This is a genomic window from Nonomuraea sp. NPDC050536 (assembly GCF_044457685.1).
Classification (GTDB): Bacteria; Actinomycetota; Actinomycetes; order Streptosporangiales; family Streptosporangiaceae; genus Nonomuraea.
The window spans coordinates 1-24,681 of sequence record NZ_JBITHD010000039.1 but is presented as its reverse complement, the minus strand read 5'-3'; the positions used below and the strand labels follow the sequence as shown (position 1 = coordinate 24,681).

The following is a 24,681-nucleotide window of genomic DNA, read 5'->3' as shown; positions in this document are numbered from 1 at the left end:
CACAGGAGGGCGACGCGGGAGCCGCGGGGAGTGATCCTCCGCAGCGCCGCGGTGAGGAAACGGATCTGGTGCCCGGCCTCGGGGGTCATGTCAGCCGCGCTGGACGAGGACGGCGACGCCCTGTCCCACGCCCACACACATGGTCGCCAATCCGTTCCTGGCACCCGTGCGCGCCATGCGGTGGAGCAAGGTCGTGAGGATGCGCGCGCCCGAGCACCCGAGCGGATGGCCAAGCGCGATGGCCCCGCCATCGGTGTTGGCCCGATCGGGATCGATCTCGATGTCGCGCACACACGCCAGGACCTGGGCCGCGAACGCCTCGTTGATCTCGGCCGTGTCGATGTCGCCGACACGCCAGCGGGCACGCGCGAGAGCCTTGCGGCTGGCCGGGATCGGCCCGAGGCCCATCACGTCGGGATGCACGCCGGCCGCCGCCCCGGCGACGTAGCGGCCGAGCGGCTCGACCCCCAGATCCGCCAGGGCCTCCTCGCTCACCAGCAGAAGCGCGGCGGCGCCGTCGTTCATCGGAGACGCGTTACCAGCGGTGACGGTGCCATCGGGGCGGAAGGCGGGTTTCAGCGCGGCCAGCCGCTCGGCGGAGGTGTCGGTGCGGACGCATTCGTCGGCCGTGACCGTCACGCCGTCGGGGCGCTCGACCGGCAGGATCTCGAGGTCGAAGTCGCCATTGCGCTGGGCGTCGGCGGCCCGCTGGTGGCTGCGCAGGGCGAAGGCGTCCTGCTGCTCGCGGGTGATGCGGTAGCGCTTGGCAACCTCTTCAGCGGTCTCGCCCATGGAAAGGACACCGTGCAGATCAGCCATGCCCGGATTGACCAGCCGCCAGCCGAGCCGGGTGTCGTGCGTCTGGAGAGTGCGGGGGAAGGAATCCTCGGGACGGGCCAGCACGAACGGCGCGCGGCTCATGGATTCGGAGCCACCGGCGACGACGACGTCCGCCTCGCCGGCGGCTATGGCGCGCGCGGCGCTCGTGACCGCCTCCATTCCCGAGGCGCACAGTCGGTTGACGGTGGCACCGGGAATGTCATGCGGCAGGCCCGCGAGCAGGACGCTCATGCGCGCGATGTTGCGGTTGTCCTCGCCTGCCTGATTGGCGGCGCCCCAGTACACGTCGTCGATCCGAGCGGGGTCGAGGGTCTGCATGTCCGCGATCAGGCCTCGAAGGGTGGTGGCGGCCAGATCGTCGGGACGTACGGTCGAAAGGGAGCCACACAGCTTGCCGATGGGAGTTCGGCGGGCGGCGGCGAAGTAGACGGGACGCATGACAGGTGCCTTCCGGTCGGCGGGGACGGGCTCAGGTGAAGGCGGCGACGCCCGTCAGGGCTCGGCCGATGAGCAGCTTGTGGATCTGGCTGGTTCCTTCATAGAGGGTCATGACGCGGGCGTCCCGGAGGTACTTGGCGACCGGGTATTCGTCGATGTAGCCGTAGCCGCCGAAGACCTGGATGGCGTTGTCGGCGGAGCGCACGGCCGCCTCGCTGGCGTACAGCTTCGCCATCGACGACTCGGTGGCGAACGGCAGCCCGCGGTCGATGTGGTCGGCGACCCGCCATACCAGCAGCCGAGCGGTGTCGACGTCCACAGCGATGTTCGCGAGCAGGTCTTGGACCAGTTGGTGTGAGGCGATCGGCTTGCCGAACTGCTCACGCTGCCCGGCATAGGCGACCGCCGCCTCCAGGCACGCCCGGGCCAGGCCCACGCATCCGGCGGCGACCGACATGCGGCCCTTGGCCAGCGCCGCCATGGCGACGGAGAATCCCTTGCCCTCGGTGCCCAGGACGGCGTCCGGCGGGACGCGCACGGCATCGAACACGAGCTCAGCCGTCGCCTGACCGCGCAGCCCGAGCTTGCCGTGAAGTTCCCGCCGCTCCAGGCCGGGGGTGTCAGACGGCACGAGAAAGGCCGTGATCCCCCGGTGACCGGGCTCCCCAGTGCGGGCGAAGACCAGGGCGACATCCGCCCAGGTGCCGTTGGTGATGAACATCTTGGAACCGCTGATCACCCAGTCGCCGCCGTCGCGCTCCGCCCTGGTGGTGAGCGCGGCCGCGTCCGATCCGCTGCCGGGCTCGGTGAGCGCGAAGCATCCCAGCGCGCGGCCGCTGGTGAGGGCGGGCAGCCAGCGCAGCTTCTGTTCCTCACTGCCGTACGTGTTGATCGACTTGGCGACCAGGCCCAGCGAGACCGACACGATGCCGCGCACCGCCGAGTCGCCGCGCCCGAGCTCCTCCAGCACCAAGGCGTACGCGAGGTGGTCGCCCTCGGATCCGCCGTACTGCTCCGGGATCGTCAGGCCGAGGAACCCGAGCTCACCGAGCCGGCCGACGATCGTCCGATCGACGCTTTCCGCGCGGTCCCAGTCCGCGGCGTGCGGAGCGATGTCACGGTCGACGAAGTCGGCGGCGAGTTGCCGTACCGCGATCTGCTCGTCTGACAAGGCCAGGTCCATGCCTGCTCCTAAAACTAGCGGTGCAAGTTTTGGCCGGGATGCTAGTCCAGATAAACTAGCGGCGCAAGTTTTAGAGAGGGAGGTGGCCCGTGGCGCGACCACGCCGACCGTTGCTGAGCAGGGACCTGATCGTGGACGCGGCCATGGTCCTGCTCGACACCGAGGGGCTCGACGCCGTCTCCACGCGGCGCTTGGCCACCGAGCTCGGGGTGAGCGGGCCGTCGCTCTACAACCACGTGGCGACCAAGGAGCAGCTGATCGACCTGCTCGTGGACTGTGTCCTGGGCGAGGTGGACACCTCGATGTTCGCCCGGTTGGGGGCCGACGACGGTGACTGGCGCTCGGCCCTGACCGGGTGGGCGGCCTCCTACCGTGCCACGCTGGCCGCGCATCCCAACATCGTTCCCGTCGTCGCCCGGGGGCCCGGCCGGCGCCCCAACGCTCTGCGCATCGCCGACGCCGTCTTCGGAGGTCTGGTCGCCGCCGGGTGGCCTCGCCGTGAGGCCACCCGGATCGGGGCGCTGATGCGGTATTTCATCACCGGTTCCGCGCTCGGCTCCTTCGCCGGCGGGTTCCCCGACGACGCGACGGTGTACGAGGGCAGTTACGCGCACCTCGACCAGGCGCACCTGCTCGCCGAGCGCCAGCAAGAGATCAACGAGAGCGCGTTCACGGCCGGTCTCGAGGCTCTCCTGGATGGGCTCGAGCTGCGCTATCGGAGGGTGAAGAGCGAGTAAGGCTGTGCCTCACTCCCCCGTCCACACGGGCGGGCGCTTCTCGGCGAAGGCGCGGGCTCCCTCCGTCGCATCACGGGAGGCGAAGACCGCCGCGGTCAGCTCCCGCTGCCGTTCGAAGGCCACGTCGGCCGGCCAATCCCGCGACTCGACGATCACCTTCTTGGTGACGTGAACCGCCAGGGGCCCGTTCCCCGCTATCGTCTCGGCGAGCCGCCGCGCCTCGGCCAGCGCTCCTCCCGGGGGCACGAGCCGGTTGACCAGTCCGAGCGCGTACGCCCGCTCCGCGGTCAGGAACTCGCCGGTCAGCGCGAGCTCCATGGCGACGTGGTACGGCATGCGACGCGGTAGCCGCAACAGACCACCACCGGCCGCGACCAGGCCTCGCCGTACCTCTGGCAAACCGAACCGGGCGTCCTCGGCGGCCACCACCAGGTCACCGGCGAGCACCACCTCGAACCCGCCCGCCACGGCGTACCCTTCGACGGCGGCGATCAGCGGCTTACGCGGAGGAGCCTCGACCAGCCCCGCGAACCCGCGGCCTGGCACGAACGGGCGCTCATCCCGCAGGAACGCCTTGAGGTCCATGCCCGCGCAGAAGACGTCGCTAGCTCCCGTGATGATCCCGACCTTGAGGTCCTGCCGGTTGTCGAGCTCGTCCATCGCGGCCGCGATGCCTTCCGCGACAGCGCGGTTGATCGCGTTCCGCGCCTCGGGCCGGTTGATCGTGATGACGGCGACGCCGTCGGCGAACTCGGTGATCACTTCGCTGCTCATGGGGTTTCCGTTCTGTCCGTCAGTGCCGGGTCCAGGGGTAGAAGCCCTGGCCTGTCTTGCGGCCGAGCAGACCGTCGCCGACCATCTCCCGCAGCAGCCGTGGCGGCGAGAACCGGTCACCGAGTTCACCGCTGAGGTATTCGGCGATGGCGAGCCTGACGTCGAGCCCGACCAGGTCGGTGAGGCGCAGCGGCCCGATGGGGTGGCGGTAGCCCAGGACCATGGCGGCGTCGATGTCGTACGGCTCCGCCACCCCCTCCTCCACCATGCGGATCGCCTCCAGGCCGAGGAGCACCCCGAGGCGGCTGGTGGCGAACCCAGGACTATCCCGCACGACGATGGCCGTACGCTGCCACGCTTCGCACCAGCCCTTCGCCAGTCCTACGGTCTCCGGCGCGGTGTGCTCGCCGGTGACGATCTCGACCAGCGCCGACTTGGCCACCGGGTTGAAGAAGTGCAGCCCGAGGAATCTGCCGGGGTCGCCGACGGCCCTGGCCAGGCGGCTGATCGCGATGGAGCTGGTGTTCGTGGCGAGAACCGCGTGCGGCGCCGCCCGGCCCGCGGCGGCGAGCACTTCCACCTTCAGCTCGGCCTGCTCGGCCACGGCCTCGACGACGAGGTCCGTCTCAGCAGGAATGCGCCGTATGTCGCAAGCCATCTCCAGCGCGTCGGCGTGCTCCGGCCACTCCCGGCGAACGCGTTCCGCGGCGCGGCCGGCCGCGGCCTGGTCCACCTCGATGAGGGTGACCGCGCTGCCGGCGGCGGCCATGAGGCCGGCGATGCCGCACCCCATGGTGCCTGCGCCGATGACGGTCACGTGCCGCGGATGCTCGGTCATCATCCCTCCACGCTGGTCACGGTGGCCTGCTGGGGCGCGCTCCGCGGAGCGGTCCGGAGCCCGAACAGCCGCCGGACGAGATAGATCAGCGCGATACCCACGGGCGCGATCAGCCCGAGCCCGAGCTGCTCACGCGCATCCGGAAGGATCAGCATGCCGACGGCGATCGCCACCAGGAGCACGAGGGTGAACCAGCTCAGGTACGGGTGGCCCCACATCTTGACCGGCATGGCCCCGCCTTCCTGTTCGATGTGCCGACGCAGCCGCAGTTGGGAGACCACGATCGCGGCGTAGATCACCAGCGCCACGCTGCCCGCGGCGTTGAGCAGGAAGGCGAAGACGGCTTCGGGTGCGAGGTAGGCGACGGCGACGGCCACCCAGCCGGCCACCGTACTCAGCAAGATCGCGCCGATGGGCGTGCCCCTGGTCGTCGTCCTGGCCAGAACCCGGGGTGCCTCGCCCCGTGCGGTGAGAGCGAAGAGCATGCGGGAGGCGGTGTAGATACCGGCGTTGAGTACGGACAGGACGGCTGTCAGCACGACCGCCTGCATGGCCAGAGCCGCGCCCGGAATGCCGAGACGATCCAGAAGCGTGACGAACGGGCTTTCGCCCGCCTTGATCGCCCCATAGGGGACCAGCAGCACGATCAGGCTGATCGAGCCGACGTAGAAGATGACGACGCGCCAGACCACCGTGCCGGCGGCCCGGGTAACAGCCGCGACGGGGTCGGTGGCCTCGGCCGCGGCGACGGTGACGATTTCCGCGCCGAAGTAGGAGAAGACGACGACGGTGATGGCGCTCAGGACTCCGGCGGCCCCTGCCGGTGTGAGCGCGCCGACGCCGATGGCCAGCTCATGAACCCGCTGCCCCGGCAGGACGCCGAACAACCCGGCGAGCGCGATCGCCAGGAAGACCACGATCGCCACGACCTTGACGGCCGCGAACCAGAACTCGGCTTCGCCGAAGCCGCGCACGGACAGCAGGTTGAGCGCGCTCATCACTCCCATGACGGCGGCGGAGATGACCCAGAGCGGGATGCCCGAGAGGAATCCTCCGATGATCTTGGCTCCGGCGATGGCCTCGAAGGCCACCACGACCACCCAGAAGTACCAGTAGGTCCATCCGATGATGAACCCCGCTCCGTTGCCCAGGGCGAGCCGGGCGTAGTCCGAGAACGATCCCACCGACGGCCGCGCGGCGGCCATCTCGGCGAGCATGCGCATCACGAGCAGCAGGATCAGCCCGCCTACCGCGTAGGCGACCGGCGCCAGCGCTCCGGCCGTGTGGATGACCGCCCCGGAGCCGACGAACAGGCCGGCTCCGATGATGCCGCCCAGAGCCATCATGGACAGGTGACGAGGCCGCAGTGCCCGCCTCAGCCTTCTTGGGGAAGTCGAATCAATGTGGTCTGGCATGGCTGCCTCCTCCGAGTACGCCCAGCACGGTGGTCGGCTGGACGCGGATTCGAAACGCGCCGCTCGAACGGCTCACCTGTGTGGCATCGGCCGCCTCGGCGTTTGCGCCGCAGCCTAATTGATTCGATCGATCGATACAATAACGCTCTGGTCACGGAGAGGAGGTGACGTAGAGGTGTCGATCAGTGCAGAAGGAAACGCGTGGGCTCGCCGATGTCGAGGTCCGCGCGTCGCACCGGGCGCCCGCCCCTCATGGCCCGCATCAGTCCCAGCCCGCCGTCGGCGTACGTACGGCATAGCTCGCGCAGCGCGAGATCGCCGCTGGGCTGGAACCAGTGGGACACCGCGGTACACATCTCCAGCAAGCCGATCGTCAGCGCTTTCGGATGTGAAACGGTGAACTCCCCGGCGGCGGCACCCTCTTCCACGGTGGTCCGCCACACGTTCTCGTAGGCGTCGCGGAGGCCGACCACGCGGTCACGACGCTCCCCCGACAGAGCCCTGACCTCCGTGTCGCTGACGATCTTGGCCAGGCGGTCGGTGACGTGCTCCCAGACGTGCTGCTCGATCAGCATGGCCAGGCGCTCGGAGGGCGTCTCCAGCGCCTGGCCGGCACGCTCGGCGGCGCGCCTGAGCGGCTCGGTGCTGGAGAACATGATGTCCACCAGCAGATCGTCCTTGCTCCCGAAGTGGTGGTAGAGCGAGGACAGGGTGACCCCGGCCTGCGTGGCGATGTCGCGGATGCCCGTGCCGTGGAAACCGCGCTCGGCGAACAGGCTGATGGCCGCCTCACGGATGCGACGGGGCGTTTCCGCCGCCTCGGAGGCGCGCACGCGCGGCATCGCAGCTCCTACCTTGTCACCAGGCCTTCTCGTATCAGTCGAACCTACCGGACCGCGATCACCACTGTCAGATCACCCTGCCATGGTCAGGCCGCCGCTGACCGAGAGCACCTGACCGGTGACGTGGGCCGGAGCGGCGGCGAAGAAGGCGACCGCCTCGGCGATCTCCTCCGGCTGGGCCAGGCGCCTGTTGGGAGTGGCGCGAACGATCGCGTCCATCGTGGCCTTGGCGCGCTCGTCCCGCTTGATCTCGTCGAGTAGAGGGGTGTCGGTGGGGCCGGGACACACGCAGTTGACGGTGATGCCGTGGCGGGCGGTCTCTCTGGCGATGGACTTGGTGAAGGCGATCGTGCCGCCCTTGCAGGCGGCGTACACCGCTTCCCCGGAGGAGCCGACGCGTCCGGCGTCGCTGGCCACATTGACGATGCGGCCGCCGCCGCGTGCGATGAGCTGAGGTATGGCCAGATGTGTGGCGTTGAACACGCCCTTCAGATTGATGTGGATGAGCTTGTCCCACAGGGATGGTTCGGTGTCCGTGAAGCGCTGCACGTGGTCCCAACCAGCGTTGTTGATCAGCACGTCCAGGCCGTTCAGCTGCGCGCAGGCGGCCTCGATGGCTTCGCCGAGTGCCTTGTGATCACCGACGTCGGCGATCAGCGCGAAGGCGCCGGGCACCTGGTCCGCGAGCGTCCGCGCCGCCTCCTCGTCCAGATCGATGATCGCGACGGAGGTGCCGGATGCGGACAATTTGCGGACGATCGCGGCGCCGATGCCCTTGGCGCCGCCGGTCACGATCGCGGTGCGGGAGTTGTCACTCATGGAGAGGCCCTTTCCTCGTCGAATGTGGAGTGGCCGACACCGCGTTCCTTCAGCACGCGTTTGTCGATCTTTTCAGTGGGTGTCTTGGGCAGGGGACCGGCAAACTCGACGTAGCGCGGCACCATGGGGCGAGGCAGGTGCTCCTGGCAGTAGGTCAGCAGATCGCGCGCCTCTAGCTCCTGGCCCGGCCGGAGCGTCACCACGACCATCACGTCTTCCTCTGTGAGCTCGCTGGGCACGCCGAACGCGGCCACCTCGAGCACGGCCGGGTGCCGGCCGACCACGGTTTCGATCTCCAGGGCGGAGATGTTCTCCCCGCGTCGGCGGATCACCTCCGCCCCGCGCCCAGCGAAGTAGAAGTAGCCGTCCTCGTCCCGATGAGCGAGATCGCCGGTATGGAACCAGAGGTCGCGCCAGGCCTGGGCGGTGGTCTCCGGCATGCCGAGGTACTCATTCAAGATCACATGCGGTTCGAGCGGGCGGATGCAGATCTCCCCCACCTCGCCGCTCGGCAACTCGAATCCGTCTGGGCCCAGGACCTTGACCTCGAAGGGGTGCACGGGACGACCGCACGAACCCGGGCGGCGCGGCTCTCCGGGACGGTTGTACAGCACGATGCCGGTGTCGCTGAGCCCGTACACCTCGACTAGCTCCACCCCGAACCTGCGCTCGAAGTCCTCCGCCCACTCCGGCAGCGGAACGCCCCAGCCGAGCCGAGCCGGGTTGTCGGCGTCGCCGGGTGCGGGCTCCTGCTTGTACAGCATGGTCAGGGTGGCGCCCATGAAGTCGAAAACGGTCGCGTGATAGCGGCGGACCTGCTGCCAGAAGGATCGCACGGAAAAACGCGCCACCAGCGCCGCGGTCGCGCCCAGCAGGAACGCGGGAGCGACGGTGAAGATGGCGGCATCGGCGTGGAACAGCGGGAAAGGACAGAACAGCACGTCGGACGCCGTCAGGCCGAGTTGCTCGGTGAAGATCTCGGCCTGCCGCAACACGTATCGATGTGGGAGCACACAGGCCTTCGACCGGCCTGTGCTGCCGGACGTGAACAGCAGGATGCTCGGGTCTCCTGGACGAGTCTCGTGGCGCGGTGCGGGGCCGGAATGCGCCGTCAGATCGGCCCACGCTCGGACGGGAACCGCTTCGTTCATCGCCCCGACACGGCCACGGACGAAGACCGTGCGCAGGATTCCGCGCGCCTCCTCGATCGCCGGCAGGAACTGCTCGTCGACGATCGCGATCTCGGCGCCGGACATCCTCACCACGGCAGCGAGCCCGTCGCCGAGCAGCGCCGTGTTGACCGGCGCCGCCACTGCTCCTATCCGGCTCAGCGCCAACCAGGCGACGACGAATTCGACGCAGTTGGGCAGGACGAACGCCACGGTCTGCCCGGCACGAACGCCGCTCGCGGCCAGGCCCGCGGCCACTGCCCTGACCTGCTCGGCCAGTTCGCCGTAGGTGAGGGTCTCGTCCTCGATCCGCAAGGCCGGGTGATCCGCTCGTTGCCGCGCGTGCGCCTCGATCAGGTCGCTGAGAATCATCGCCGTGTCCCTCCGTTCACCCGGCGAGCCGCGAACTCGCGCAGACTCGCCTCGGCCGCACTGCTGCGTCGCGCCTCCCCCACGGCCACCGCCTCGCGCTCCAGCGCGTGCGCGACGTCCTCTCGGATCGCCTCGCTCAGCAACCGTCGTGTCAGGTGGACGGCCTGCGACCGGCTCACCAGTTCCTCGGCGAGTGTCATGGCCCGATCCAGAACCTGGTCGTCGGGCAGCACCTCGCTGATCAGTCCGGCAGCCAGGGCCCAGGTCGCGTCATAGGTCCACCCGGTCAGCAGCATGTCCCGCGCACGCCCGTGTCCGACGACAGCGGGCAACAGTAGCGACGATCCGTTCGTACCCACCAGGCCCCACGCCACCTCGGGACATGCGAAAACGGCGCACTGGGCGGCTACCCGCAGATCGCAGGCCAGCGTCAACTCCAGCCCGCCTCCCACTGCCGCGCCGTTGATCGCGGCGACGATCGGCTTGTCCGCCTCGAGCAGTACCGCGGTGACCTGCTGGAGCAACGCGACGGCCCCGTCGAACGCCTCCGCGTCGGTCGCGGCGGCCTCGCCCAGATCGTCCCCTGAGCAGAACGCCGATCCCTCTCCCGTCAGCACGATGGCACCGGTCTGTTCACACCGGTCCGCCTCGACCAGCGCGTCCACCAGATCGCCCAGCATCCGCCGCGACAACGCGTTGCGCACCTCCGGCCGACGGAGTGTCACCACAGACACCTGGCCGCGATGGCGAAGTACTACCTCGGCCGGGATTTCAGGATCAAGTAGCATGAGGTTATTGTATCGATCGATCGATACTAGAAGTCAAGGAGGATCATGGATCGCTACGCGGGCTACCAGCGACTGAGGCTGAGCTGGGCGGCAGACGGTGTACTGAAGGTGACCATCCACAACCCCGGCCGCGCCAATGCGCTGGACGCGACGGGACACGCGGAGATCACCCGCATCTGGCGCGACGCCGAGGCCGACGATCGGGTGCGCGCCGTCCTGATCACCGGAGCAGGCAGGACCTTCAGCGCAGGCGGCGACCTCGACTGGGTGCAGAGCCTGGCCGATGACCCGAGAGCCCGGATCGCGGGTCTGCGCGAGGCCAGGGAACTGGTGATCAACCTGATCGAATTCACCAAACCGGTCGTGTCGGCGGTACGCGGGGCGGCGGTGGGAGCGGGGCTCGTCGTGGCGCTGCTCGCCGACGTCTCCGTGGTCGCGAAGAACGCCCGGCTGATCGACGGCCACACCAAACTCGGCGTCGCCGCCGGGGACCACGCGCCCCTGGTCTGGCCGCTGCTGTGCGGGCTGGCCAAGGCCAAGTACCACCTGCTCACCTGCGATCCGCTGGACGGGGCCGAAGCGGAGCGCATCGGCCTGGTGTCCCTCGCGGTCGACGAGGGTGACGTGCTCGACCGAGCCGAGGACATCGCCGCCCGGCTCGCCTCCGGCGCGCCCAACGCCCTGCGCTGGACCAAGCAAGCACTCAATTCCTGGCTTAGAGCCGCCACTCCGCACTTCGACGCCGCACTCGCACTCGAGTTCCTCGGTTTCGCCGGTCAGGAGGCGCAGGAAGGCATCGCAGCGCTGAAGGAGAAGCGCCCTCCCGAGTTCCAGCGCGCGAGGTCCTGAGCTAACCCCCTGCGGGCACTCCGAGCGTCCAGCTGGTCGCCTGACGTACCGTCAACGCGCGGCCACGAGCCATCGCCTCCATGAAGGCCTTTTCGCCCAGCTCGCCGGTCAAGGTGACGGCGTAGCGCTCGTGGAAGTCCATGAACCGTTTGAACAGGAAGGGAGTGCAGTCTCGGCCTCGCCGGGCCGGCTCAGACGAACTCGAGGGCGGCACGCAGGTGCGCGTGCTCCAGCTTCAGCCGCGCACACCAGGCCGCCTGCTCCGACCCGAACCATTCCGCTGCGGCGCGATCGACCAGGCCGCGGACCCAGTCGCGATGGCGGCGCTGGAGCGCACGCCGTTCGTCGGGACCGGCCAGGTGCATCAGATCGATCAGCGCGTGCAGGGTCTGGCGCCGGGGAACAGCCGTACGGCAAGGCGGTCGGCGAGTGACGCGCAAGCATGCAGCAGGTGCTCACAGTTGTCGAGCACGAGCAGGGTCCGCTGGGTGGACAGCACCCTCGACAGCGCTTCGAGCTGGGAGATGGACGGTGCCAGGCCGCCGGGGTAGCCCAAGCCACCTGGTACCGCAAGAACCGCCAAAGCCCGGCTCCGGTCCGCCCGGCCAAGGCGTGCAAGCCGCATCCGGCCGCGTTGTCGCAGGCCGAACGCGAGCGCGTCCGCGCCGTGCTCAATGAGCGGTTCGCTCAACGGGAGGCCGGCCCGCGAGATCCCGGCTCTCATACGCGAGGCGGATAGTTACTATCTGAAACGCGCGATTCCGGTCAGGAGTCTTACCCGTTAATCTGGCTCGAAACATCGGAGTTTCGGCGTAAGGATTTGTTCATGCATTCAGCAGCGCAAGAAGAGCTGTATCTGGCCGCGAGCAAAGTCCCATGGGTCCCGCAAGGGGACGGCATCTATTTCAAACCCCTGCGCATCAATCGGAAAGCCGGAACCTGGATCAACCTGCTCAAGGTCCAACGTGCGGGGCGGGTCAACCGGCACCGGCACCTCGGGCCGGTCGAAGCCTACGTGCTCGCGGGATCCTGGCGTTACCTCGAACGAGACTGGGTCGCGAAGGCCGGGGACTTCGTGTTCGAGGCTGACGACGACATCCACACGTTGGAAGTCGTCGGAAACGAAGAAATGATTACCCTGTTCTCCATTCATGGACCGTTCGAGTATCTGGACGACCAGGACAATGTCATCGGCACCGAAACGGCCCACAGCAAGCTGGACCGCTACATACGGCATTGCGAGCAGTTCGGCGTCGAGCTTGCTCCCATAACCTTCTAGGCGGTTCGATGAGAAACGACGACAATCTGTTCTCGTTGCATGGGCAGACGGCGATGGTCACCGGAGCGGGGAGCGGGATCGGGTACTCCATCGCGCTGGCCCTGGCCGAGGCGGGCGCGGACCTGATCACCGCCTCGGACAGGGAGAACCTCGACGACATCTGCGAGCACGCCGAGAAACTGGGCCGCACGGTTCGTACCGCGGTGTTCGACGTCGCCGACGCTCGGCAGACGCAGAACGTGGTGGGCGGGCTCGCCGAAGACGTCGACATCCTGGTCAACAATGCGGGGATCATCAGACGGGCTCCGGCGGAGCGGTTCTCCGACGGCGACTGGCAGGACGTGCTGGAGGTGAATCTCAGCGCGGCCTTTCGGATCTGCCGCCTGATCGGTCCCAGGATGCTTCGCCGCGGGCAGGGAAAGATCATCAATATCGCGTCGCTGCTCGCGTTTCAGGGAGGCCTCAACGTCGCGTCCTACGCCGCCAGCAAGCACGGGCTGGCCGGCCTCACGAAGGTGCTCGCGAATGAATGGGGCGAGTACAACGTGCAGTCGAATGCGATCGCGCCCGGATACATCATCACGGACACCACCAAGGACCTCCAGGATGACGGCGTGCGATCTCAGCAGATCCTGGATCGCATCCCGGCAGGCCGCTGGGGCAGGCCGGACGACATCGCCGGGGCCGCGGTCTTCCTCGCATCGAAGGCCTCCGACTACGTCAACGGCCATCTCCTCGTCGTGGACGGCGGATGGCTGGGTCGCTGAAGGCACACAAGGACAGGAAGAGAACATGACGATGAATCGCTATTCCGACCGGGTCGTCCTGATCACCGGCAGCGGTTCCGGCATCGGCAGGAACCTGGCAGAGCGTTTCGCCGCCGAGGGGGCCACCGTGGCGGTGGCCGACATCAACGGTGATGCCGCGAGAGAGGTCGCGGAGGCTATCACCGCATCGGGCCATCGGGCCCGGGCGTACACCGTGGACGTCGCCGACACGGTTTCCGTGCACAATCTGGCCGCGGAGGTCGAATCCACCTTCGACGGGGTCGACATCCTGATCAACAACGCGGCATCCACGTTGGATCTGCCGTTCCTGGAGTTGTCCGAGCACGAGTGGGATCTCGATGTGGGCGTCACCCTCAAGGGGCCCTTCCTCTGCTCGCAGGCCGTGCTTCCCGGCATGCTGCGGCGTGGGAGTGGGGTGATTCTCAACATCGGCTCGGTGAACGGCTTCTCGTACTTCGGCAACGATCTCTACAGCGCCGCCAAGGCCGGACTGCTCAGCCTCACCAGGGCTCTGGCGGTGCGTTATGGGCCGCGCGGTGTACGCGTCAATCTCATCGCCCCTGGAACGATCCGGACACCGTTCTGGAACGACCGCCAGGCGAAGGACCCCGGCGTCCACCAGCGTCTGGCTCGCTGGTATCCGCTCGGCCGCATCGGTGAGCCGGATGACGTGGCGGAGGCAGCCCTGTTCCTGGCCTCCAGCGCGGCCTCTTGGATCACCGGCACGGCGCTGACGGTCGACGGCGGTCTTCTGGCGGGCAACGCCGTGATGACCGCCGACATTCTCGGCGACGAGTTCTGAGGGTTCAGATTCGCGGCGGGTGCGTGCCGTCGGGCAGCGGCTCACGTCTCAGAGCGTCCAGCATGAGCCGGCAGGCCGATGAAAGGGGCCGGTCGGCTTGCCAATGGACCGCGACCTGACGGGGCAAGGCTCCGGAGAGTCGCCTGAGCCGGACACCGCTCGTATCGGAACAGCGGCCCGCGAGAAGGTTCGTCACCCCGATCCCGAGCCCGCCACGAACCATGGCGATCAGGGTTTGCGGCTGGTTGGTCATGAGAACGGGCTCGATGTCATGGCCGACTTCGGAAAAGGCGGCGTAGGTCTCCAGGTTCCCGGATTCGGGCAGGTCTGATCTGCCGATGGTGATCAATGGCTCGCGGGTGAGGGCTTCCAGGGGCAGATCGCCAAGTTGGTCGGCCAGCGGGTGCCGCTCCGGAATGACCGCGACGAGCGGCTCCTCCCAGAGCAGGACGCGCTCGGTGCTTCCCTCCGGCAGCACCGGCATGACCGGCCGAACGGCGATGTCGACAACCCCCGACAGGAGATCGGCGCCAAGTTCCAGGGTGGACTCCTCCACGAGGACCACCTGGACCCCCGGGTGCCGGCGCTGGAACCCGATCAGCAGCTCCGGCAGGAAGAGCGCGCTCGCGCTCGGATAGCACCCGAGCGTCACGAGGCCGCGGCTGGCCTCGCGGAACTTGTCCATCTCGCCTTCGCATCGCCGGATGGCGGCGATCACCTCCCGGGCGTGCGCGGCGAACGCCCTGCCGGCGTCGGTCAACGCCACCGGCCGCCGGCGGCGGTCCAGGAGCTGAAGCCCCACGGTGCGTTCCAGCGCTGCCACGTGGGTGCTCACGCGGGGCTGCGAACGATGAGTCGTCGCTGCGGCTGCGCTGAAGCTTCCCGAATCGACGATGGCGAGGAAGGACACGAGCCATTCAGGGCGGACGTCATTGATCAACATTGCCACTACCAACGGATGTTCGGGCGCGGGGAGTCACCGAAGTGTTTCACATGGACGAACGTGCGCTTGCGATGCTGCACGCGGAACATGTCGACTGGCGTTTCAAGGGCTTGCCGCCGGCGATGCAGGGGCGCAGCGTGGGCGAGCTCGCCCAGGCGCGCCTCGACCTGTTCGAGGCTGGTTTCACGACCCCGGTGCTGACCCTGTCACGGACTGCCGTCGAGCACAACATCGCCATGCTCGCCGGGTTCGCCGCCGAGCATGGCCTCGATCTGGCCCCGCACGGCAAGACGTCCATGGCACCGCAGTTGTTCGCCCGCCAAGCCGCTCACGGCGCATGGGGGATGACCGCCGCCACGATCACCCAGGTGCGGACGTATCGCGCCTTCGGTGTCTCACGAATCTTCCTCGCGAACGAGCTGGTCAACGCCGCCGCGCTTTCCTGGATCGCGACGGAGCTCGCCGCCGATCCCGGCTTCACCTTCGTCTGCTGTGTCGATTCCGTGCGCGGAGTCGCCCTGATGGATGAGGCCCTGCAGGCGCGGCCGTGGCCGCGACCGGTGGACGTCGTCGTGGAGCTCGGCACCGTGGGCGGCCGCGCCGGCTGCCGTACCCCCGAGGAAGCCAGACAGGTGGCGGAGGCGGTCGCCGACAGCAGGGCACTGCGCCTCATCGGCATGTCCGGCTACGAAGGCACCATGGCGCACGACGCCACACGGGCCGCCCCGCCCAGCGTCAGGGACTACCTGCGAACCATCGCCGGTCTAACCCGGCAGTTCGACATCGAAGGCCGTTTCAAGCAGGCGGACGAGATCGTGGTGAGTGCGGGCGGGACCGCGTACTTCGATATCGTGGCCGAGGAACTGGCCGGGCCGTGGATGTTGTCCCAGCCGACGCGCGTCCTGCTGCGCAGTGGCGCGTACGTGACCCATGACGACGGCTTCTACGCCGCGCTCGCGCCGCACTCACGCGGGACGGCGCCCGCGCTGTGGCCCGCGCTGTTGTTGTGGAGCCAGGTGATCTCCCGCCCGGAGCCCGGCCTGGCGCTGCTGGACTTCGGCAAGAGAGACGCCTCCTTCGACGCGGGACTGCCGGTCCCGCGTCAGATCCGCCGCTCTGATCGGATCTCGGGGCCGGCCGAGGGGCTGGAGGTCGTGGCGCTCAACGATCAACACGCCTATCTCGCCGTGGACGCAGACACGCATCTCGAGGTCGGCGACTGGGTGGGCTGCGGGATCTCGCACCCCTGCACGGTCTTCGACAAGTGGCCCCTGATCCCCATGGTCGATGACGGCATCGTCGTCGACTACATCCGCACGCTGTTTTGAGGTGAAGGACTCGTGAGCTGCACCTTCCGGGGAGCCTGGGTCGTGGACGGCAGCGGCCGCCCTGTCTACCGCGCCGACGTCGTCACGGAGGCCGGCGTGATCGCGGAGATCACAGCACCCGCGCGTTCACCGGCAGGCACCGGACGCGTAGTGGACGCCGAGGGGCTCGTCCTGGCGCCGGGATTCATCGACATGCACGCGCACTCCGACCTCGCCCTCCTCACCGACCCGTATCACGTGGCGAAGGCCGCACAGGGTGTGACGCTGGAGGTCCTCGGGCAGGACGGACTCGGCTACGCACCGGTCGACGACACGACTCTCCGGCAGCTACGGATCCAACTCGCCGGCTGGAACGGCGATCCCGAGGATCTCGACTGGAACTGGCGTACCGTGGGCGGCTACCTCGACCGCCTGGACGAAGGCATCGCGATCAACGCCGCCTACCTCGTCCCGCACGGAACAGTGCGCGCGCTCGTCCTCGGCTGGGAGAACCGGCCTCCGACCAGCGACGAACTGGACAGGATGCGCGAGCTCGTCACCGAGGGGATGCGGCAGGGAGCCGTCGGCATGTCGTCCGGCCTGACGTATCCGCCCGGCATGTACGCGGACACGGAGGAACTCGTCGAGCTGTGCCGCGTGGTGGCGGCCCACGGCGGCTACCACAGCCCGCACCACCGCAGCTACGGCCGGGACGCCCTCGCCGCCTACGCCGAGATGATCGAGGTGTCGCGGCGTTCGGGCTGTCCCCTGCACCTCGCACACACCGTGATGAACTTCCCTGACAACGCCGGACGCGCCGCCGACCTTCTCCGCCTGATCGACGACGCTCTTTCCGGCGGCTGCGACATCAGCATGGACAGCTATCCCTACACCGCGGGTTCGACCACGCTCGCCGCGTTGCTGCCGAGCTGGGCTGCGGAGGGAGGCCCGCAAGCGTTGATCGACCGGCTGAAAGACCTCCCCACCCGGTCGCGGCTCCGACGGGAACTGGAAGAACTCGGGTCCGACGGCTGTCACGGCGTACCGGTCGACTGGAGCACCGTACAGATCAGCGGTGTCCGTGATCCCGGCAACCAGGCGTACGTGGGCGCCAGGCTCGCCGATCTCGCTGTACGAGAAGGACGAGCGGCCGCGGACGTGTACTTCGACCTGCTCGTCCGCGACCGGCTCGGCACCACATGCCTCCAGCACGTGGGGCACGAAGAGAACGTGCGTGCCATCATGCGCCATCCGGCCCATACGGTAGGGAGTGACGGGCTGCTCGCCGGAACCCAGCCGCACCCTCGTGCCTGGGGCACCTTTCCCCGACTCCTCGGCCGCTACGTCCGCGAACTCAACCTGCTGCCCCTGGAGGAATGCGTCGCGAAGATGACGTCACGGCCCGCCCGCCGCCTCGGACTCGCCACCCGAGGTCTGGTCAAGCCCGGATACCGTGCCGACCTGGTGCTCTTCGACCCCGAGACGGTCGGCGACTTGGCGACGTACGACGACCCTCGGCAGCCGCCTTCCGGTATTCCCTTCGTCATGGTGGCAGGCACGTGGGTCATCGAAGAGGGTCGGCCCACCGGTGCCCGGCCCGGTCGTTCCGTCCGCCGGCTCGGCTGAGCACCGCGCTCGGTGCTGCGCGCTGTCGCTCATCGGGTTCTGCTGCAACTTCTCCATGATCATCGTATGGTCTCTGTGCCTGCTGTACGGCACGTGCGACCTCCATCTGTCGCCGGCCACCCTCGGCGGCGTCTTCGCCACGGGCTCGGTCGGCGGCCTTGTCCGCTCGATGAGCAACTGCCCACGGCGCTTGCCGACGACAGACGAGCTGGTGGCAGTTCCTGGCCGGCGTGACCGTACCCGACCGGGGCGTGGACGGTGCAGCAGGCCCGCAACCTGGTCATGGACTTGGGTGACCGCATCGCCGGGCTGCGGTTCCTGATTCACGATCGGGACCCGCTCTTCACCTCCACCTTCAGGGAGGTCTTCAATGCTGAAGGGCTTCGGGCCATTGCAACTCTGCCGCGGACACCGAGGATGAACGCCGTCTGTTGCGAGTAGACGGGGTCTTCCCTGTTAGGCCACGTCAGGTGGCGGCCTTACCGGTGAGGGAATCGAGCTGAGTCAGGATCGACGGGTCGCTGATCTTCTGGTCCTCGGCGAGCAGGAGCACCTTGCTCAGGATGATGCTCGTCATCTGATCCTCGTCGGCGAACGGCAGGAACAGCCGCCGGTGCGCCATGGCGCCGAACGAGGCGGGCACCACACAAAGGTAGCCGCCCGGGTCGACGTGGATGCTGCCGCTGGTCAGATGCACCCGGTAGGTCGCCCGGGTGCCGCGTACCACGGCCGAGTTCCCCTCGACGGTGACCCGGGCCAGCCCCAGGTCGGCGATGAGCGCCGCGAGCACCTGCGCCCGGCTCGCCGCCTGCGCCGGCGAGAGGTACGCCGCCGGCTCGGTGCCGGCGACCGACACCATCAGGTCCAGGTCTCGCATGACCTCGGAGAACACCACCGGCGGCACGTCGACGAGGGGCGCTGGGGTGCCGTAGCGGCCCGGGTCACGGTGGCCGCCGGTCAGGAAGCGGATCTCGCCGACAAGGACGTTCCCCAGCCCGAAGTAGCCGCGGAAGTCGCAGCGCAGCACCGCGATGAGGCCGTCTCCGATGGCGCGGGTCGCCTGGTGGTCGTCGTACCCGCCGTGGGTGAACCAGCCCCGGCCGGACAGCAACTGGCCCGCCACCTCGCCGTTGACCGTCTGACCGGCGAACCGCCGCGACACGTCGCCCGCCTCGCGTTCCGCTGGAGTGAGCACATACAACTCCCGGAACGCCTGCTTGACCGGCTGCCGGAGACGACGCCGCACGATCTCCGCCTGCCAGTCGGCGAGCACCCCCAGCTCGTGCAGTTCGACGGGGTGGACGGCGGCGATCGGGCCGGTGGTGTCGGCCTGCTCGAGCAGGCCGATCACGCCCGCCTGGTCCCGCCAAAGCAGCGCGGGCAGCATCGCCGCACCTGCAGGCAGCGACAACAGCCGGGCCAGCTCGTCCGGCGCCAACGTCCCGGCGGTGGCGACCAGCCGCTCCACCAGCCCGACCCGCATCCGCCGAGCCTGGTCCCGCAGTCGCTCCTGGTGCTTGCGCAGCTCCTGGTAGCCGGGGTCGGTGCGGACGGCGGCCGGCACCGATTTCAGCGCTTTGTCCGCCCGGCTGACCGTCATCGTCGGGTCGGCGCCGTCAAACCGCAACGCGATCCGGTAGTGACCGACGTCGGCCTCCGTGGGGGTCTCGGTGGCGATGCGTGCCTCGCAGTCCCATTCGAGGCGGCTCGCGTCCGGAATGCCGGCCACCTGCGCCAGGTGGTCGAGGGCGATCGCGATCGCGGCGGCGTGGCTGTGTCTGCGGTTGGGGCCGAGCTTGGCGCCCTTCTTCGCGGAGTCGCGCAACGCCAGGTAGCGGTCGAGGACTGTCTCGTCCGGAGCGAGGGGCAGCATCCCGAATGCGGCGATGCCCTGCAGCGCGTTGTGCTTGACGCGCTTCAGTACCTGGGCGCGGTTCCACCCCATGACCGCGGAGACCAGCTCGTTCGGTTCGAGTTGCAGCAGGCGCCGGGTGGCGTCCGCGCCGGCATCCTCGATCGCGGCGAGGAGGACGGCCCGGTCCTGGCGGGTGGCTTCGTGGACTGGCATCGCCCGGATCAGGCGCAGCAACGGCGCGGCGCATGCCAGGCCGAACAGCGGTAGCAGCGCGTCGGCGTCACCCGCGCGCAGCCGCCATCCGAACGCCTGGCGCTGCTCCTCCACCGGCCGATCCCGCAACAGGTCGAGCAGGGCGCCGCGGTCCGCGTCGGTCAGTTCCGCCACGCCGAGATGGTCGGCCACCCGCTGGTCACTGTGCCAGCTCAGCGCCGCCCGAACGAACCGCAGGCCGCGCGGTACCGGCACCTTAGGCAGCTCGTCCCAGTCGGGCGGGGCTGGTGCAGAGACGAGCCGCCAGGTCAGCGCGTCCACGTGTTTCCGTACGGCGTCCGCGCAGGCCAGCGGCGGACTGGTCGCGTCGCCAGTCGGCGACTGGCCGATGATGGCGTAGCCGAGGTAGGGGTCGTCGGTGAAGGCCCGTTCGACCACGGTGGCGTCCAGGCCGCCGGCCCGGTGCAGCGTGTCGAGAATCTGCGCCACGGTCTCCCGGCGCAGGGTACCCAGCGGGGTGAAGACAAGCAGGCGCAGCAGATGGGTGTCGGTGGCGGCGATGGCCCGCTCCGCCGCTTCGTCCAGCAGCAGCCGGTGGCGGACGTCGCACCCGAGGAACGCAGCGAGCAGGGCTTTCCGGCGAGCCGTCGGCCACGGCGCGGCCAGCAAGCCGGTGATGTCGTCCGGCCGGTCGACCGGGAAGCCGGCGTCGTAGAGCTCGTCAAGCTCCGCGACGATGTCGCCCACGTGCGGTGCCAGGTTGCCGATCGTCTGGTCGTCGCCCTGCTTGATCCGAAGCCGAACCTCCTCGGCGGTGTCCCGCAGGACCGCCAGATCGCCGACCTTCGCCGCGACCCGCGCCTGGTCCACCAGCCGCCACAGCGCCTCGCGCTGTTCATGGACGACGTCGATGTACATCTCTGGTACGGGACGCTCCACCGCAATCAGCCTCCCGCCAGCGCGACCAGCCGCAGGAACACGACCGGCTCACCAAGCCGAAGCGTGACCTCCTCGTCCAGGTCGACGACCTGCCGTCCGCCGACGAAGACCACGAACGTGCCCCGGGCGAAGGCCCGGTGCGCCCGGGCCACTTCCGCAGTCACGTCCGGGTCCGCCGGCACCTGCGGCGGCATCCTGATCGCACCGGTGCTCGCCTGCGTCCGGAGATCGTCGTCTGACAGGTACTGGCGGTCGAGGATCCGCCGGCAGCGCGCGGCGTCGGCGCGCAGCTCCCGGATCTGCTCCTCGACCGTGCGCCGGATCAGCTCCCGCACTGTCGTGCGATCATCGGCCAGCTGTACCAGGACCGCCGGCACGTCATCGCCGGACATGCCAGGCATCCGGCTGCGCACCTCGATGTCGACCATGGCCGCCACCATAGAACAGCGGGCGGACAATCTGGCCATATACCGTCACCGCAGTGAACTGGCCTCACCGGTCAGGTGCGCAGGGCGAACAGCACTCGCGGTTCCAGGTCGAGCCGGGTCGCGGGTGCTTGCTCGGGTGGGGAAAGGCCGACCTTCGCTCCCGGGGCGGGAACCTCGTTTTGGCCGTGCAACATCCCCAACGTCTGCACGGGCATCCGCTCTCCGCGGAGCTTCGAGCACTGACCGAGCGATGTGCCGGCCAGTTCAGGAGGGTGGCGGCTCGTTTTCGGGCGAGTCCTCCTGGCGGGCTGAGCCGGGCTGGGTGGTGGGGATCAGGTGGACGAAGAACAGTGAGATGAGTCCGGCGAGCACGAGGATGGCGAGGGCGGCCTTGAGCCCGACGATGCGGGCGTCGGCGTTGGCCTGCAGCGTTGCCTGCGCCGCCTGGGGAGGCATGCCGGCCTTGCCGAGGGCGGTCTCCAGCTGGGCGTCCGACAGGAAGGGCACGCCGCCGACGAGTTGCACCTGCGCTTGCTGCTTGACCTGTGCGGGGATCGCCGGGTTGAGCTCCACGGCGGTGAGGAACGCACTCGTCATCGCGCCGATCATGATCGAGGAGGCGAGCGCGGTGCCGATGGAGGCGCCGAGGTTCGTGACGGTGTTCTGGACGCCGCCGACCTCCGCGCTCCGCTCGTCCGGCACCGCCGAGACGGTGACCGCGCCGAGCTGAGAGGCCAGTGTGCCCATGCCCAGGCCGATCAGCAGCAGCGGAACGGTGACGATTTCGGGGCCGGCGCCGACCTCCAGAGCGGCCAGCAGGACGGCGGCGCCCAGGGTCACCGACAGCATCCCCAGCCGTACCAGCCGCCGGGGAGAGGCCTCGGGAAGCAGGCGAGGGATGGCGAGCGCCGCGGCCAGCAGCGGCAGGGAGAGCGGCGTGATGCGCGCGCCGGTGGCCAGGGCGGACAGCCCGAGCGCGACCGACAGATAGAGCGGGACGATGACGAAGACACCCAGCTGCGTCAGGTACTGGAAGAAGAACATCGTCAGGCCGCCCACGAGCTGCCTGTTGCGCAGCAGCCCGGGGTCCACCAGAGGTTCCTTGCCGCGCTTGGCGAGATGGCTTTCCCATTGCAGGAACAGCCACACCACGAACACGCCGGCCAGCATCAGCCACACGACCGGCGAGATCCCGAACCAGGAGGGACCGTTCGGCTTGGGGATGAACCAGCCCCACACATCCGATTGCAGCACGCCGTAGACGAAGGTCCCGAGCCCCAGCGCCGACAGGAGGGCCCCGACGACGTCGATGCGCGGGCGGACGTCCGGCGGGGCGTCGGCCACCCGGCGGGCGAACAGCAGGATGACCAGCACGATCACGACTTCGCCGGCGAACACCCACCGCCAGGAGAAGTACGTCGTCGCGATCCCCCCGATGAGGGGTCCGACCGCGATCGCGATCGCCCCGGCCGCCGCCACCAGCCCGTAGGCGGCCGGCCGCTGCTGCTGGACGAAGTTGCCCGCGACCAGCGCCACGATCGCGGGCAGGATCAACGCCGCACCGACACCTTCCAGGAACGACCAGCCCAGCAGCAGGACGGGCAGGTTCGGGGCCAGCGACGTGGTGAACGAGCCGCAACCGTAGATCACGCACCCGATCATGAACGCGCGTTTACGTCCGATGATCGCCCCCAGCTTGCCGCCGGGGATCATGAGGACCGCCATGACCAGCGTGTACGCCGCGATCGCGCCCTGCACCCCGGCCACCGTGGTGCCCACGTCCTCGGCCACCGACGCGATCGCCACGTTCATCACGGAGGTGTCGAGCGCCATCAGGAACTGCCCTGCGGCCAGGGTCAGCAGGACGAATTTCGCCGATGTCTTCCCCGTCATACCTGCATGATCTCGACCACGACGAGTAGTTCTTCAGTGGCTCGCCGTGCCTGTACAGGTCTTGACGTCAGGAAGGAACCACCGCCACCGGGCAGGTGGCGTGGTGCAGGGTGTGGCGGGCGTGTTTGCGGCCGACCACGAGCAGGCTGGGGCCGGCCTCCGGCTGTTCGACGAGTTCGACGCCGGGGTAGCGCTCACCCCAGAGGGCGGGCGGCGCTCCGGTCACCTGTAGTCCGCGCAGCTCGGCTTCGTGGAAGGCGAACTCGAGCACGGCGCCGCCGTCGTCCTCGACCTTGATCGGGCCTGGTCGGGTGCTCGCGGGGATGGGGCCGGGTCCGCGTACGACGATGACCGGGCAGGCGGCTTGGGCGGCCACGTGTTCGGCCACCGAGCCGAGCACCCGGGTGGGCAGCAGGCCGAGGCCGCGCGAGCCGACCACGATCATGGCGGCGTCGGCGGACAGATCGATGAGGTGCTGGGCCGGATGTCCCTCGTACAGGTCGGTGTGGATGTCGGTGATCGCGCTGGTGTTGCGGGCGCATTCCGCGCCGTGCCAGAGCACGTGCTCGGCCGCCGTGCGCAGGTGGGACTTGGCCTCCTCGGCGGCCTCGCCGTACGGCCACTGCCAGGTGTGGGTGAGCAGCAGCGGAGTCTTGCGCAGCTCGGCCTCGTCCATGGCCCAGTCGAGAGCCTGCATGGCGAAGTCGGAGCCGTCATAACCGACCACGATCGGTTTCATGTCAGATCGCTCCATGCCTGTCACTCTGGACCAGGACCAGCGGCGGGTTGTAGGGCCGTCAGGAGCCTCTCACGTGGGACCTTGGTCCCTACCTTTCGGATCTGGAAGGGGCTACCGTCGGAGGCATGATTCGGGTTTTCCTCGTCGACGATCATGAGGTGGTACGGCGGGGCGTCGCGGCGCTGCTGGAAGCCGAGGACGACATCGAGGTGATCGGCGAGGCCGGCACCGCGGAGTCGGCGATCGGCCGCATTCCGGCGCTCAGGCCGGACGTCGCGGTGCTGGACGTGCGGCTGCCGGACGGCAGCGGCGTGGAGGTGTGCCGGGAGGTGCGCTCCCGGCTGCCGGGCCTGGCCTGCCTGATGCTGACCTCGTACGCCGATGACGATGCCCTGTTCGAGGCCGTGATGGCCGGGGCGTCCGGCTATGTGCTCAAGCAGATCCACGGCTCGGACCTGGTCGGCGCCGTCCGGACGGTGGCCTGCGGCCAGTCGCTGCTCGACCCGCAGACCACCGCCGCGATGCTGACCCGGCTGCGCGAGCAGGCCACCAGAAAGGACCCCCTGGCAGCGCTGTCCGAGCAGGAGAAGCACATCCTGGAGCTGATCGGCGAAGGGCTGACCAACCGCCAGATCGGCGAGAAAATGTTCCTGGCCGAAAAGACGGTCAAGAACTACGTGTCCAACCTGCTGGCCAAACTCAACATGCAGCGCCGCACCCAGGCCGCCGCGCTGGCCGCCCGGCTGCGAACCAGGGACCAAAGCCTCTAACCTCTGCCCGCCCGGCCCGGCGATGCTGGAGGGCA

At 68.9% G+C, this 24,681-nt stretch carries 25 protein-coding genes; 8 read left to right on the top strand and 17 right to left on the bottom strand.

The window, feature by feature from the left end:
* Positions 1–90 precede the first annotated feature (90 nt).
* Entirely contained in the window at positions 91–1,278 is a 1,188-nt protein-coding gene (locus tag ACIBHX_RS51175; RefSeq protein ID WP_397076179.1) for a thiolase family protein, read from the bottom strand.
* A 31-nt stretch (positions 1,279–1,309) separates the two neighbouring features.
* Complete coding sequence (locus tag ACIBHX_RS51170) at positions 1,310–2,461, bottom strand: acyl-CoA dehydrogenase family protein (RefSeq protein WP_397076178.1); 1,152 nt, start codon at positions 2,459–2,461, stop codon at positions 1,310–1,312.
* A gap of 89 nt (positions 2,462–2,550) precedes the next feature.
* On the opposite strand from ACIBHX_RS51170, the gene ACIBHX_RS51165 reads away from it, so the two are divergent.
* The gene (locus tag ACIBHX_RS51165; protein WP_397076176.1) at positions 2,551–3,198 is read left to right on the top strand and encodes a TetR/AcrR family transcriptional regulator; all 648 of its coding nucleotides are present in this window, start codon (positions 2,551–2,553) and stop codon (positions 3,196–3,198) included.
* 9 nt (positions 3,199–3,207) lie between these two features.
* Here the strand turns inward: ACIBHX_RS51165 and ACIBHX_RS51160 are convergent, their stop codons facing one another.
* The 7 genes from ACIBHX_RS51160 to ACIBHX_RS51130 all read right to left on the bottom strand — a co-directional run bounded on the left by ACIBHX_RS51160 (position 3,208) and on the right by ACIBHX_RS51130 (position 10,215).
* Entirely contained in the window at positions 3,208–3,972 is a 765-nt protein-coding gene (locus ACIBHX_RS51160) for a crotonase/enoyl-CoA hydratase family protein (protein WP_397076174.1), read from the bottom strand.
* Between the two features lie 19 nt (positions 3,973–3,991).
* Positions 3,992–4,810, bottom strand: a complete 819-nt coding sequence (locus tag ACIBHX_RS51155) for a 3-hydroxyacyl-CoA dehydrogenase family protein (protein ID WP_397076173.1) — start codon at positions 4,808–4,810, stop codon at positions 3,992–3,994.
* Positions 4,810–6,156, bottom strand: coding sequence for an amino acid permease (locus ACIBHX_RS51150; RefSeq protein WP_397076171.1), 1,347 nt, complete (start codon positions 6,154–6,156; stop codon positions 4,810–4,812). The genes ACIBHX_RS51155 and ACIBHX_RS51150 overlap by 1 nt, the downstream gene beginning before the upstream one ends.
* Before the next feature lie 251 nt (positions 6,157–6,407).
* The gene (locus tag ACIBHX_RS51145; RefSeq protein WP_397076169.1) at positions 6,408–7,067 is read right to left on the bottom strand and encodes a TetR/AcrR family transcriptional regulator; all 660 of its coding nucleotides are present in this window, start codon (positions 7,065–7,067) and stop codon (positions 6,408–6,410) included.
* A 72-nt stretch (positions 7,068–7,139) separates the two neighbouring features.
* Positions 7,140–7,886, bottom strand: a complete 747-nt coding sequence (locus tag ACIBHX_RS51140) for an SDR family oxidoreductase (protein ID WP_397076167.1) — start codon at positions 7,884–7,886, stop codon at positions 7,140–7,142.
* Entirely contained in the window at positions 7,883–9,427 is a 1,545-nt protein-coding gene (locus ACIBHX_RS51135; protein ID WP_397076166.1) for an AMP-binding protein, read from the bottom strand. Before ACIBHX_RS51135 ends, ACIBHX_RS51140 begins: the two co-directional genes overlap by 4 nt.
* Positions 9,424–10,215 carry an enoyl-CoA hydratase/isomerase family protein gene (locus ACIBHX_RS51130; RefSeq protein WP_397076164.1) on the bottom strand — a complete coding sequence of 264 codons (792 nt, stop codon included), beginning with the start codon at positions 10,213–10,215 and terminating at the stop codon, positions 9,424–9,426. Before ACIBHX_RS51130 ends, ACIBHX_RS51135 begins: the two co-directional genes overlap by 4 nt.
* A gap of 45 nt (positions 10,216–10,260) precedes the next feature.
* Between ACIBHX_RS51130 and ACIBHX_RS51125 the strand changes: the two genes are divergently transcribed.
* The gene (locus ACIBHX_RS51125; RefSeq protein ID WP_397076163.1) at positions 10,261–11,064 is read left to right on the top strand and encodes an enoyl-CoA hydratase/isomerase family protein; all 804 of its coding nucleotides are present in this window, start codon (positions 10,261–10,263) and stop codon (positions 11,062–11,064) included.
* A gap of 1 nt (position 11,065) precedes the next feature.
* Here ACIBHX_RS51125 and ACIBHX_RS51120 read toward each other — a convergent pair whose 3' ends face one another.
* The 3 genes from ACIBHX_RS51120 to ACIBHX_RS51110 are packed head-to-tail and all read right to left on the bottom strand — an operon-like array spanning position 11,066 to position 11,620.
* Positions 11,066–11,206, bottom strand: a complete 141-nt coding sequence (locus tag ACIBHX_RS51120) for a hypothetical protein (RefSeq protein ID WP_397076162.1) — start codon at positions 11,204–11,206, stop codon at positions 11,066–11,068.
* Positions 11,207–11,255: 49 nt separating this feature from the next.
* Positions 11,256–11,429 (bottom strand): hypothetical protein, encoded by a 174-nt coding sequence (locus ACIBHX_RS51115; protein WP_397076160.1) that lies wholly within the window; start codon positions 11,427–11,429, stop codon positions 11,256–11,258.
* Positions 11,430–11,437: 8 nt separating this feature from the next.
* A complete protein-coding gene (locus ACIBHX_RS51110) occupies positions 11,438–11,620 on the bottom strand; it encodes a hypothetical protein (protein WP_397076158.1) in 183 nt (60 codons plus the stop codon).
* A 270-nt stretch (positions 11,621–11,890) separates the two neighbouring features.
* On the opposite strand from ACIBHX_RS51110, the gene ACIBHX_RS51105 reads away from it, so the two are divergent.
* From ACIBHX_RS51105 to ACIBHX_RS51095, 3 genes are read left to right on the top strand one after another with little or no spacing between them, the layout of a single operon-like run.
* Complete coding sequence (locus ACIBHX_RS51105) at positions 11,891–12,343, top strand: 2,4'-dihydroxyacetophenone dioxygenase family protein (RefSeq protein WP_397076157.1); 453 nt, start codon at positions 11,891–11,893, stop codon at positions 12,341–12,343.
* 8 nt (positions 12,344–12,351) lie between these two features.
* Positions 12,352–13,110: an SDR family oxidoreductase gene (locus tag ACIBHX_RS51100; RefSeq protein ID WP_397076155.1), complete on the top strand. Its 759-nt coding sequence runs from the start codon at positions 12,352–12,354 to the stop codon at positions 13,108–13,110.
* 25 nt (positions 13,111–13,135) lie between these two features.
* Positions 13,136–13,933 (top strand): SDR family NAD(P)-dependent oxidoreductase, encoded by a 798-nt coding sequence (locus ACIBHX_RS51095; protein WP_397076154.1) that lies wholly within the window; start codon positions 13,136–13,138, stop codon positions 13,931–13,933.
* Between the two features lie 4 nt (positions 13,934–13,937).
* Here the strand turns inward: ACIBHX_RS51095 and ACIBHX_RS51090 are convergent, their stop codons facing one another.
* The gene (locus ACIBHX_RS51090) at positions 13,938–14,876 is read right to left on the bottom strand and encodes a LysR family transcriptional regulator (RefSeq protein ID WP_397076152.1); all 939 of its coding nucleotides are present in this window, start codon (positions 14,874–14,876) and stop codon (positions 13,938–13,940) included.
* 50 nt (positions 14,877–14,926) lie between these two features.
* Here ACIBHX_RS51090 and ACIBHX_RS51085 point away from each other — a divergent pair, with 50 nt between their 5' ends.
* Together ACIBHX_RS51085 and ACIBHX_RS51080 are read left to right on the top strand one after the other, a co-directional pair.
* Positions 14,927–16,204 carry an amino acid deaminase gene (locus tag ACIBHX_RS51085; protein ID WP_397076150.1) on the top strand — a complete coding sequence of 426 codons (1,278 nt, stop codon included), beginning with the start codon at positions 14,927–14,929 and terminating at the stop codon, positions 16,202–16,204.
* Between the two features lie 12 nt (positions 16,205–16,216).
* Positions 16,217–17,809 carry an amidohydrolase family protein gene (locus ACIBHX_RS51080; RefSeq protein ID WP_397076149.1) on the top strand — a complete coding sequence of 531 codons (1,593 nt, stop codon included), beginning with the start codon at positions 16,217–16,219 and terminating at the stop codon, positions 17,807–17,809.
* Between the two features lie 466 nt (positions 17,810–18,275).
* On the opposite strand, the gene ACIBHX_RS51075 is transcribed toward ACIBHX_RS51080, so the two are convergent.
* The 4 genes from ACIBHX_RS51075 to ACIBHX_RS51060 form a co-directional block, all read right to left on the bottom strand.
* Complete coding sequence (locus ACIBHX_RS51075; RefSeq protein WP_397076147.1) at positions 18,276–20,795, bottom strand: DUF4132 domain-containing protein; 2,520 nt, start codon at positions 20,793–20,795, stop codon at positions 18,276–18,278.
* A gap of 26 nt (positions 20,796–20,821) precedes the next feature.
* Positions 20,822–21,244 carry a hypothetical protein gene (locus tag ACIBHX_RS51070; RefSeq protein WP_397076145.1) on the bottom strand — a complete coding sequence of 141 codons (423 nt, stop codon included), beginning with the start codon at positions 21,242–21,244 and terminating at the stop codon, positions 20,822–20,824.
* 264 nt (positions 21,245–21,508) lie between these two features.
* Positions 21,509–23,137, bottom strand: a complete 1,629-nt coding sequence (locus ACIBHX_RS51065; RefSeq protein WP_397076143.1) for an MFS transporter — start codon at positions 23,135–23,137, stop codon at positions 21,509–21,511.
* Positions 23,138–23,204: 67 nt separating this feature from the next.
* A complete protein-coding gene (locus ACIBHX_RS51060) occupies positions 23,205–23,876 on the bottom strand; it encodes a universal stress protein (RefSeq protein ID WP_397076141.1) in 672 nt (223 codons plus the stop codon).
* Positions 23,877–24,001: 125 nt separating this feature from the next.
* Between ACIBHX_RS51060 and ACIBHX_RS51055 the strand changes: the two genes are divergently transcribed.
* Positions 24,002–24,646, top strand: a complete 645-nt coding sequence (locus ACIBHX_RS51055; protein ID WP_397076139.1) for a response regulator — start codon at positions 24,002–24,004, stop codon at positions 24,644–24,646.
* Positions 24,647–24,681 lie beyond the last annotated feature (35 nt).

Excerpts from the sequence above, each read along its gene's own strand:
- ACIBHX_RS51135 (WP_397076166.1), bottom strand. The coding sequence starts at position 9,427 with ATGATTCTCAGCGACCTGATCGAGGCGCACGCGCGGCAACGAGCGGAT.
- ACIBHX_RS51070 (WP_397076145.1), bottom strand. The coding sequence starts at position 21,244 with ATGGTCGACATCGAGGTGCGCAGCCGGATGCCTGGCATGTCCGGCGAT.
- ACIBHX_RS51140 (WP_397076167.1), bottom strand. The coding sequence starts at position 7,886 with ATGAGTGACAACTCCCGCACCGCGATCGTGACCGGCGGCGCCAAGGGC.
- ACIBHX_RS51175 (WP_397076179.1), bottom strand. The coding sequence starts at position 1,278 with ATGCGTCCCGTCTACTTCGCCGCCGCCCGCCGAACTCCCATCGGCAAG.
- ACIBHX_RS51115 (WP_397076160.1), bottom strand. The coding sequence starts at position 11,429 with ATGCACCTGGCCGGTCCCGACGAACGGCGTGCGCTCCAGCGCCGCCAT.
- ACIBHX_RS51060 (WP_397076141.1), bottom strand. The coding sequence starts at position 23,876 with ATGAAACCGATCGTGGTCGGTTATGACGGCTCCGACTTCGCCATGCAG.
- ACIBHX_RS51170 (WP_397076178.1), bottom strand. The coding sequence starts at position 2,461 with ATGGACCTGGCCTTGTCAGACGAGCAGATCGCGGTACGGCAACTCGCC.
- ACIBHX_RS51160 (WP_397076174.1), bottom strand. The coding sequence starts at position 3,972 with ATGAGCAGCGAAGTGATCACCGAGTTCGCCGACGGCGTCGCCGTCATC.
- ACIBHX_RS51100 (WP_397076155.1), top strand. The coding sequence starts at position 12,352 with ATGAGAAACGACGACAATCTGTTCTCGTTGCATGGGCAGACGGCGATG.
- ACIBHX_RS51155 (WP_397076173.1), bottom strand. The coding sequence starts at position 4,810 with ATGACCGAGCATCCGCGGCACGTGACCGTCATCGGCGCAGGCACCATG.
- ACIBHX_RS51055 (WP_397076139.1), top strand. The coding sequence starts at position 24,002 with ATGATTCGGGTTTTCCTCGTCGACGATCATGAGGTGGTACGGCGGGGC.
- ACIBHX_RS51085 (WP_397076150.1), top strand. The coding sequence starts at position 14,927 with ATGGACGAACGTGCGCTTGCGATGCTGCACGCGGAACATGTCGACTGG.
- ACIBHX_RS51105 (WP_397076157.1), top strand. The coding sequence starts at position 11,891 with ATGCATTCAGCAGCGCAAGAAGAGCTGTATCTGGCCGCGAGCAAAGTC.
- ACIBHX_RS51120 (WP_397076162.1), bottom strand. The coding sequence starts at position 11,206 with ATGGACTTCCACGAGCGCTACGCCGTCACCTTGACCGGCGAGCTGGGC.
- ACIBHX_RS51095 (WP_397076154.1), top strand. The coding sequence starts at position 13,136 with ATGACGATGAATCGCTATTCCGACCGGGTCGTCCTGATCACCGGCAGC.
- ACIBHX_RS51090 (WP_397076152.1), bottom strand. The coding sequence starts at position 14,876 with ATGTTGATCAATGACGTCCGCCCTGAATGGCTCGTGTCCTTCCTCGCC.
- ACIBHX_RS51075 (WP_397076147.1), bottom strand. The coding sequence starts at position 20,795 with ATGTACATCGACGTCGTCCATGAACAGCGCGAGGCGCTGTGGCGGCTG.
- ACIBHX_RS51065 (WP_397076143.1), bottom strand. The coding sequence starts at position 23,137 with ATGACGGGGAAGACATCGGCGAAATTCGTCCTGCTGACCCTGGCCGCA.
- ACIBHX_RS51125 (WP_397076163.1), top strand. The coding sequence starts at position 10,261 with ATGGATCGCTACGCGGGCTACCAGCGACTGAGGCTGAGCTGGGCGGCA.
- ACIBHX_RS51130 (WP_397076164.1), bottom strand. The coding sequence starts at position 10,215 with ATGCTACTTGATCCTGAAATCCCGGCCGAGGTAGTACTTCGCCATCGC.
- ACIBHX_RS51145 (WP_397076169.1), bottom strand. The coding sequence starts at position 7,067 with ATGCCGCGCGTGCGCGCCTCCGAGGCGGCGGAAACGCCCCGTCGCATC.
- ACIBHX_RS51150 (WP_397076171.1), bottom strand. The coding sequence starts at position 6,156 with ATGATGGCTCTGGGCGGCATCATCGGAGCCGGCCTGTTCGTCGGCTCC.